We start from the raw sequence: 9,009 nt of genomic DNA, 5'->3' as shown, positions 1-9,009 counted from the left end.
TCGACAACCAGGTGGCGGCCAACACCGGCACCATTCGCGCCAAAGCCGAATTCAGCAACCCCGACGAGAAGCTGTGGCCTGGGCAATTGGTGACTATCCGGATTCAGACGGCGGTAGATCGCGACGCCCTGAAAGTCCCGCCACAAGTGGTTCAACGTGGCATCGACAACCATTTTGCCTACCGGGTAAACGACGGCAAGGTTGAAGTCGTACCGGTTGAAGTGCTGTATCAGGACAGCAACCTGACGCTGATCAAAGGACCGAAAGCTGGCGATGTGCTGGTCAGCGACGGTCAATCGCGGCTTAAACCCGGCTCGCGCGTTGACATCCAGAGCAATCAACCGGCTGACCAGAACGCTGCGCTGGAGACTGCACGATGAAAGGCAAAGGCCCCTCTGCGTGGTGCGTGGACCATCCGGTCGCGACCCTACTGCTGACATTTGCCATGGTGTTGCTCGGTCTGATCGCGTTCCCACGGCTGCCCGTGGCGCCACTGCCTGAAGCGGAATTTCCGACGATCCAGGTCACCGCGTCCTTGCCCGGTGCGAGTCCGGCAACCATGGCCTCCTCGGTGGCGACGCCGCTGGAAGTTCAGTTCAGCGCTGTACCTGGCATCACTCAAATGATTTCCAGCAGCGCGCTGGGTTCCACCAACCTGACCCTGCAATTCACCCTAAACAAAAGCATCGATACGGCAGCGCAGGAGGTGCAGGCGGCGATCAACACGGCGGCAGGCCGACTGCCCGCCGACCTGCCAAGCCTGCCCACCTGGCGTAAAGTCAATCCTGCTGACAGCCCGGTACTGATCCTCAGCGTCAGTTCAAACCTGATGCCCGGCAGCCAACTCAGTGACGTTACCGAAACCTTGCTTGCGCGGCAGCTCAGCCAGATTGACGGCGTAGGTCTAGTCAGCATTACCGGCCAGCAACGTCCGGCGATCCGGGTACAAGCGGCACCGGAAAAATTGGCCGCCCTCGGTTTGACGCTGGCGGATGTACGCGTAGCCCTGCAACAAACCAGCTTGAACCTGGCCAAAGGCGCGCTTTATGGCAAAGACAATGTGTCGACCATTTCTTCCAACGACCAATTGTTTCAGGCCCAGGATTACGACCAACTGATCGTTTCCTACAAGAATGGCGCGCCGGTGCACCTCAAGGATGTCGCACGGGTGATCAACGGCTCGGAGGACGCCTACGTCAGAGCCTGGAGCGGCGATCAACAGGGCGTCAATGTGGTGGTGTTCCGCCAGCCAGGCGCGAACATTGTCGACACGGTGGATCGTATTCAGCGCGAGTTGCCGCGCTTACAAGAGATGCTGCCGGCTTCGGTGGAGGTGGCGACGCTGGTCGACCGCACCACCACCATCCGCGCCTCCCTGCACGAAGTTGAAATCACTCTGTTGATCGCCGTCCTGTTAGTGATCGCGGTCATGGCTTTGTTCTTGCGCCAACTGTCTGCCACGCTGATCGTCAGCGCGGTGCTGGGCGTCTCGCTGATCTCCAGTTTCGCCATGATGTATATCGCCGGCTTTAGTCTGAACAACTTGACGTTGGTGGCAATCGTGGTGGCCGTAGGGTTTGTGGTCGACGATGCGATTGTGGTGGTGGAGAACATTCACCGACACCTGGAAGCTGGCGAAGGCATGCGCGAGGCTGCGATCAAGGGCTCCGGCGAAATTGGCTTCACCGTGGTGTCGATCAGTTTTTCTCTGGTGGCAGCCTTTATCCCGCTGCTGTTCATGGGTGGCGTAGTGGGGCGACTGTTCAAGGAGTTTGCCCTCACAGCCACCGCGACGATTTTGATTTCGGTGGTGGTTTCGCTGACCTTGGCGCCCACCCTCGCCGCGCTGTTCATGCGTGCGCCCAAACACGACCCCAATGCCAAACCCGGTTTCGGCGAGCGCTTATTGGCGCTGTATGAACGCGGCTTGCGCAAGGCGCTGGTGCACCAACGGGTGATGCTGAGCATCTTTTTCATAACCCTGATGCTCGCTATCGGTGGCTATGTGTTCATCCCAAAAGGCTTCTTTCCGGTACAAGACACCGCCTTTGTGCTTGGCACCAGCGAAGCCGCCGCCGATATCTCCTACCCGGACATGGTCGCAAAACATATAGCGTTGGCAAAAATCGTCGGTGAAGACCCCGCGGTTCGGGCGTTCTCGCATTCGGTTGGGGTGACCGGCAGCAACCAGACCATCGCCAATGGGCGCTTCTGGATTTCCCTGAAAGACCGCAGCGACCGCGATGTTTCCGTCAGTGAGTTCATCGACCGTCTACGACCGAAACTGGCGACAGTCCCCGGCATAGTCCTGTACCTGCGTGCCGGGCAAGACATCAACCTCAGCTCCGGCCCGAGCCGCGCCCAGTACCAGTACGTGCTCAAAAGCAATGACGGACAACTACTCAACACCTGGACCCAGCGCCTAACGGAGAAACTGAGAGAAAATCCGGCGTTTCGCGACATCTCCAACGACTTGCAGTTGGGTGGCAGCATCACCCATATCAGCATTGATCGCAGCGCGGCCGCGCGTTTCGGACTGACCACCAGCGATGTCGACCAAGCGCTCTATGACGCCTTTGGGCAACGGCAAATCAATGAGTTCCAGACCGACATTAACCAATACAAGGTGATTCTTGAGCTCGACGCGCAGCAACGCGGTAAGGCCGAGAGCTTGAATTATTTCTACCTGCGTTCACCGCTCAGTGGCGAAATGGTCCCGCTGTCAGCCTTGGCCAAAGTCGATGCGCCCACCGTTGGGCCGCTTTCTATTAGCCACGACGGCATGTTCCCTGCTGCCAACCTGTCCTTCAACCTCGCAGCAGGCGTCGCGCTGGGCGATGCCGTGATCATGCTCAATCAGGCCAAGGCCGAGATCGGCATGCCTAATGCGATCATTGGTAACTTCCAAGGCGCGGCGCAGGCATTTCAAAGTTCACTGGCCAACCAACCGTGGCTGGTGCTCGGAGCGCTGGTGGCGGTGTACATCATTCTTGGCGTGCTCTATGAGAGTTTTGTGCATCCGCTGACGATCATTTCTACCCTGCCCTCTGCCGGTATCGGCGCGCTCTTGCTGCTGTGGTTGCTGGGTCAAGATTTCTCGATCATGGCCTTGATCGGCATCGTGCTATTGATCGGCATCGTCAAGAAAAACGGTATCCTGTTGGTCGACTTTGCCCTTGATGCACAGCGTAACCGTGGGCTGAGCCCTGAAGACGCGATCTTCGAAGCGTGCCTGACGCGTTTTCGCCCGATCATCATGACCACTTTGGCAGCGCTGCTCGGTGCCTTGCCGCTGATGCTCGGTTACGGCGTTGGTGCGGAGTTGCGCCAACCGCTGGGCATTGCCGTGGTCGGCGGCTTGCTGGTCAGCCAGGCACTGACGCTGTTCACTACACCCGTGATTTACCTGCAGTTGGAACGACTGTTTCATCGGCGCAAACCTAAACCGGCAGTTGAGCCAGCGCCGGTTCTGGCTATAGACAAGTGAGTGTCGCCCCATGCGCGTGCTGATTATTGAAGACGAAGAAAAGACCGCCGATTACCTGCATCGCGGTCTGACTGAACAAGGCTATACCGTGGACTTGGCGCGTGACGGCATCGAAGGCCTGCACCTGGGGCTGGAAAGTGATTACGCGGTGATCATTCTCGACGTCATGCTTCCCGGCCTGGACGGCTACGGCGTGCTGCGCACTTTGCGTGCCCGCAAGCAGACGCCGGTGATCATGCTGACTGCCCGGGAAAACGTCGACGACCGCATCCGTGGCTTACGTGAAGGAGCCGATGATTACCTGGGCAAACCGTTCTCCTTTCTGGAGTTGGTGGCACGCCTGCAAGCGTTAACCCGCCGCAGTGGTGGCCATGAACCGGTACAAATCAGCATCGCTGACCTGTGGGTCGACTTGATCAGCCGCAAAGCCACTCGTGGCGGGATCCGACTGGATTTGACCGCTAAAGAGTTTTCCTTGCTGAGCGTATTGGCTCGTCGCCAAGGCGAGATTTTGTCAAAGACTTCGATCGCTGAAATGGTCTGGGACATCAATTTCGACAGCGATGCAAACGTCGTCGAGGTCGCGATCAAACGCCTGCGCGCCAAGCTGGACGGACCCTTCGAGCATAAACTACTGCACACCATTCGCGGCATGGGTTACGTGCTGGAGAACCGCAGTGCCTAACTCGATCGCCCTGCGCCTGAGCGGGATGTTTGCGCTGGTGGCGCTGCTGGTGTTTTTACTCATCGGCGGGGCGCTGTACTGGCAGGTCAATAAAGGTCTGGCCCAACTGCCAGCAGCCGAGGTGGATGCGCGCTACAGCGTGCTGCAATCAACGGTCACACGTTTCGGCACGCCGGAGCAATGGGCGAAGATCACCGCCAAACTGAAGTTACTCAGCGAAGACGACAAACGCATTCGATTTTGGGTGATCAGCGATAGTCCGCTCTATGAATTCGGTAACCCGTCTGAGGCTATTCGTGATTTCGCCAAAGGTCCGCTGGGCATGCGCGACATGAACCTGGCCGACCATGAATACCCGCTTAAAGTACTGGTCAGCCAATTCCCGGCGCTGGACCAACGTCCGCCACTACGCTTTCTGATAGGGATCGATACCGGCACGTTTTGGCACACTCAACATTCTTTGTTGAGTGCGCTGATCAGCCTCGCAGCCATCGGCATAGTGCTGGCCTCGGCACTCGGTTATTGGGTGGCGCGGATCGGATTGAAGCCCTTGGTCAGTCTGTCGCTGGAGGCCCAAAAACTGGCCCCTCCACGGTTGTCCGGGCGCTTGCAGCTGTCGCCACTGCCGCCAGAACTGGATCAGTTCGTAACCTCGTTCAACTCCACTCTGGAGCGGGTGGAACACGCGTATTCGAGGCTTGAGTCGTTCAATGCTGACGTCGCCCATGAACTGCGTTCACCCCTGACCAATCTGATCGGCCAGACCCAAGTGGCGTTGACCCGCGGGCGCTCGGCCGAACACTACTTTGAGGTGCTGCAATCAAATCTCGAAGAGTTGGAGCGGTTGCGCTCGATCATCAATGACATGCTGTTTCTGGCCAGTGCCGATCAAGGCAGCAAGGCCACCGAACTCACCTCCACGTCGATGGCCGAAGAAGTCGCGACCACGTTGGAGTACCTGGACTTCATTCTCGAAGACGCGCACGTCCGGGTCGAGGTGGTTGGCGACGCCAGCGTACGCATTGAAAAAGCCCACCTGCGACGGGCGTTGATTAACTTGCTGCACAACGCGGTGCAACACACGGCGGCCGGACAGGTGATTCGGGTCGACATCAAGACCGAAGACGACCACGTCAGCATCGGCGTCGCCAACCCCGGCGCCGAAATTGCCAGCGAACACTTGCCGATGTTGTTCGAGCGCTTCTACCGTGTAGACGCGTCACGCAGCAACAGCGGTGCCAACCATGGTTTGGGATTGGCCATCGTCAAAGCCATCGCCCTGATGCACGGCGGCACCGTGTTTGTGCACAGCCAGCAAGGCACCAACACGTTCGGCATCAACCTGCCGTTCTGAGGCCCCAGGCGACGTCTCGCATTGACTGTTCGATCTGGTTTTCAACACCTAGCAAGGTGGCGAAAATCGCCATGCGGACCGGGATACCATTGTCCGTCTGTCGGAATATCGCCAGACGCGGGTCTTGGTCTAGGTCGGTGCTCAGGTCATTCGCGCCTGATCGGCTGTCACGGGGAAGTGGGTGCATGATCAGCGTATCCGCAGCACATTGTGCGTTGACCAGCGCTTGGTTGATCTGAAAGTCTGCGCTGTAACCCTCCAGTGTCTCTTCAACGTTGAAGCGCTCCTTTTGAATCCGGGTGGCGTAGATAACATCAGCGCCCTTTACCCCACTTTTCAGATCGTGGGTCTGCTCGACATCATGCCCTCCCATGGCCAACGCCTCGACAATATGGCCGGGCATCTCAAGCGAGGGCGGCGAAACAAAGGTAAATTTCAGATGTTTGTAGAGCCCCAGCAGTTTGCCCAGCGAGTGCACCGTTCGCCCATATTTCAAATCACCTACAAACGCAATATGGGCCCCATCCACGGTCTTGTTCAGGCGCGCAAACTCGCGCTGTATCGTATACAGATCGAGCAACGCCTGGCTCGGATGTTCACCCACACCATCGCCGCCATTGATGACCGGAACGACAGCGGCTTGAGCGAACTCGGCAACCGAGCCCTGTTCTGGATGACGCACAACAATTGCATCGGCATAACCGCTGATCACGCGACTGGTATCGCGAATCGACTCACCCTTGGCCATGGACGAAAAAGTAAAGCCTGTTGTGTCACACACCGAACCTCCGAGCCGGGAAAAGGCCGAACTGAAGCTCAAACGCGTGCGAGTGCTAGCTTCAAAAAATAGATTGGCCAATACCGCGCCCTCCAACACGCGGGTGAACTTCTGCCGATGAGCGATGGGTTGCATGATGTCCGCCACTCGTAACAGTGCCTCTACCGACTCCCGGGAAAATTGATCGACTGATAGCAGATGCGCCGCGCCGTCTGACAGTCCTCGTCGATTTCCTTCAACACCGTTTATGGGCAGCGTATTAACCGGCGATCCAGATTGAGCACTTATTTCAGAAACGAAGCGCTGCACTATCTCCGGCATTTTTCGTGACTCGGGCGACTCATCAGGCAACAACCAGGTATCTAGCGCCCTGCGAGACACACCAATGCGACTCACGAACGCATCGCGCGTCAAACCCAAACGACGCATCGCATCGCGTAGAAAATCCTGCTGCTGAAGACTCATCACCAACCCTCTCGAGAATGTACGCCGTGCGCATTTTCCAGAGAGATACAACAAAATGCAAGCCGCAGCTAATACGCAGAGCGTATACAATGGCATCCTGTGGAACGCGGCTGTTGATTCTGTTAAGGCGCGCAACCCTTGTGATTCAACCCATGCCGCTCTGGTTTCGCACAAGAGATCAAGACACGTCCGACTTGCAATAATTGTCAAAAAGCACTTTGATTCAACCCCGCGAAATATCATTTTTATCAAATAGACTTATCTGTTTTTAAAAGTCCTTAGTTAGATCCACTAATCAGTTTCAAATCAGTCACTTAGAAAACCATTAAAGCTCAGTCAAATCAGATCTCACCCATGAATTCGATTCCCCCCCTCCACATAACGTCAGGCAGACGGTCGCGACCGGAAATTATTTTGATTTTCGGCAGTGCATTAGCGGTCATCGCTATTGTGGCTATTGTCACCTCGCTGCTGATCCGCGAACGCGCCAGCGCGAGGGATTTCGCTGCCCGCTCAGCGTCCAATATCGTTCAGCTGATTGACGCGGACGTTCAACGCAACACAGAGCTATACGACACATCGCTACAAGGCATGATTTCCTCTTGGCAACGACCCGAGATACGCAACCTTACGCCACCGATGCGCCAACTGGTGTTGTTCGACCGTTCAACGGCTGCACCTTACAAGGGAGAGTTGCTCCTGCTGGACAAAAATGGCGACACCCTCGCCGACTCGTTGTCCGTCAAACCCAGAACCATCAACCTCGCCGATCGCGCGCATTTCCGGGCCCACCGGGACAACTCTAACCTGGACCTACTGATCAGTGACCCGTTTAAATTACATTCGGGGTATCGAGACTGGTGCATCAGCTTCAGCCGCAGAATGTCCTCCCCTGATGGCGAGTTCCAGGGCATTGCCTCCGGAGCGATGCGTCTGGTGTACTTCAAAGAGCTATTTAAAAGCCTGAATATTGGCCGGGATAGCAACGTTAATTTAATCAACACCCACGGTTTTATGCTGGCGCGACAACCTAATACCGGCACAAAAGACCTGATAGGCGAAGACTTCAGCCAAAGTCCCAACTTCAAGCGCGTCCTTCTGGAGGGCGCCGGCACCTTTGTCAGCGTCTCGACACTCGACAACACGGAGCGGATGTACACCTTCTCCAAGGTCGGAAGTTTGCCGCTCATAGTGGTGGTCGGCCAGTCTCTGGAAGAGGTGTATGCAATATGGCTGCGCAATGCATGGCTGGTGGGCAGTGCCACAGGCATTCTCTGTTTTGGCATCCTCTGGCTGACATTCCTGCTAGGCCGGGAATTAAGCCTGCGCCAAAAAGCTGAATATGAATTGGCCGAACTCGCTGCCACTGACAGCCTCACCGGCCTAGCCAATCGTCGCCGGCTCGATCAGGTGATAAAAGCAGAATGGGCACGCGGACTGCGGTCGGGCAAGCCGATGTCATTGCTGATGATTGATGTCGACCATTTCAAGGCGTTCAACGATCGCCACGGCCATCACGGGGGCGACGAAGCGTTACGTAAGGTGGCAACGGCTATCCAGCAACGTATTCGGCGCCCAGGCGATCTCGCTGCGCGATACGGCGGCGAAGAGTTTTCAGTGGTGCTGGCCGAAACCCCACTCAACGGCGCGATTATCATTGCCGAATCGATACGAGCCACCATTGAGGCTCTGCCGCGCTTTGCCAACGACGACCAGCCTATCACCGTGAGCATCGGCATTGCCTCTCAACTCAGTCAACCGGGTGATACGCTTGGCGGGCTGATTAGTGTCGCAGACAGGGCTCTGTACCAGGCAAAACGCAAAGGCCGTAACCGGGTTGAATGTGGTGTGTCACCGGCCTTCAACCCGCTCCCCAGGCCCGCTTGAACCAAGTGCTCCACCTCATAAAAAACGCCAGACTGGCTGGCGTTTTTTGTGTTTGCTTACGCTGATCAGTTTGCTGCACGTGCCTGATCGCGCATGGCTTTCACTTGGTCGTGATTGCGCTGCGTACCGGCCAGCTGCTCTTGAATCAGTGCGATGACGCTGGGCGGCAGGTTTTTCTCAGTTGCCTTTTTCAGCGCTTCTTTATAAGCCTTCAACGCATGATCTTCACCGCGCTCAACCTCGTTGAGAATGGCTTCGTCGCTCTTACCTGTAACAACCGACTTTAAGTCGACCCATGCACGGTGCAGTGAAGCACCTACGCTGGAAGAATCGTCCGGGTCACCACCCAACGC

At 56.8% G+C, this 9,009-nt stretch carries 7 protein-coding genes; 5 read left to right on the top strand and 2 right to left on the bottom strand.

The genetic code is table 11. From position 1 onward, the window contains the following. The 4 genes from M0974_RS14790 to M0974_RS14775 form a co-directional block, all read left to right on the top strand. Positions 1-380, top strand: a 380-nt coding sequence (locus M0974_RS14790) for an efflux RND transporter periplasmic adaptor subunit (RefSeq protein WP_367279019.1), incomplete at its 5' end; no start/stop codon positions are given. Further along, positions 377-3,487 (top strand): multidrug efflux RND transporter permease subunit, encoded by a 3,111-nt coding sequence (locus tag M0974_RS14785; RefSeq protein ID WP_297837994.1) that lies wholly within the window; start codon positions 377-379, stop codon positions 3,485-3,487. The genes M0974_RS14790 and M0974_RS14785, both read left to right, overlap by 4 nt. A 10-nt stretch (positions 3,488-3,497) precedes the next feature. Then, on the top strand, positions 3,498-4,172 hold the full coding sequence (locus tag M0974_RS14780; protein WP_297837991.1) for a heavy metal response regulator transcription factor: 675 nt from the start codon (positions 3,498-3,500) through the stop codon (positions 4,170-4,172). A gap of 25 nt (positions 4,173-4,197) precedes the next feature. After that, positions 4,198-5,526 (top strand): heavy metal sensor histidine kinase, encoded by a 1,329-nt coding sequence (locus tag M0974_RS14775; protein WP_297837997.1) that lies wholly within the window; start codon positions 4,198-4,200, stop codon positions 5,524-5,526. Here the strand turns inward: M0974_RS14775 and M0974_RS14770 are convergent. Continuing rightward, entirely contained in the window at positions 5,510-6,769 is a 1,260-nt protein-coding gene (locus M0974_RS14770) for an aspartate carbamoyltransferase (RefSeq protein ID WP_297837989.1), read from the bottom strand. The genes M0974_RS14775 and M0974_RS14770 overlap by 17 nt on opposite strands. 354 nt (positions 6,770-7,123) lie before the next feature. On the opposite strand from M0974_RS14770, the gene M0974_RS14765 reads away from it, so the two are divergent. Beyond that, a complete protein-coding gene (locus M0974_RS14765; RefSeq protein ID WP_297837986.1) occupies positions 7,124-8,656 on the top strand; it encodes a sensor domain-containing diguanylate cyclase in 1,533 nt (510 codons plus the stop codon). Positions 8,657-8,721: 65 nt separating this feature from the next. Here the strand turns inward: M0974_RS14765 and M0974_RS14760 are convergent. Beyond that, positions 8,722-9,009 (bottom strand): PA2169 family four-helix-bundle protein (locus M0974_RS14760; RefSeq protein ID WP_297837983.1); only part of this gene is annotated, 288 nt, incomplete at its 5' end.

This window comes from Pseudomonas sp. (assembly GCF_026224925.1).
Classification (GTDB): domain Bacteria; phylum Pseudomonadota; class Gammaproteobacteria; order Pseudomonadales; family Pseudomonadaceae; genus Aquipseudomonas.
This window is presented reverse-complemented; position numbering and strand designations above follow the sequence as displayed.

Bases quoted from the DNA above. Each gene is read 5' to 3' on its own strand.
- M0974_RS14770 (WP_297837989.1), bottom strand. From the start codon at position 6,769: ATGAGTCTTCAGCAGCAGGATTTTCTACGCGATGCGATGCGTCGTTTG.
- M0974_RS14780 (WP_297837991.1), top strand. From the start codon at position 3,498: ATGCGCGTGCTGATTATTGAAGACGAAGAAAAGACCGCCGATTACCTG.
- M0974_RS14775 (WP_297837997.1), top strand. From the start codon at position 4,198: ATGTTTGCGCTGGTGGCGCTGCTGGTGTTTTTACTCATCGGCGGGGCG.
- M0974_RS14765 (WP_297837986.1), top strand. From the start codon at position 7,124: ATGAATTCGATTCCCCCCCTCCACATAACGTCAGGCAGACGGTCGCGA.
- M0974_RS14785 (WP_297837994.1), top strand. From the start codon at position 377: ATGAAAGGCAAAGGCCCCTCTGCGTGGTGCGTGGACCATCCGGTCGCG.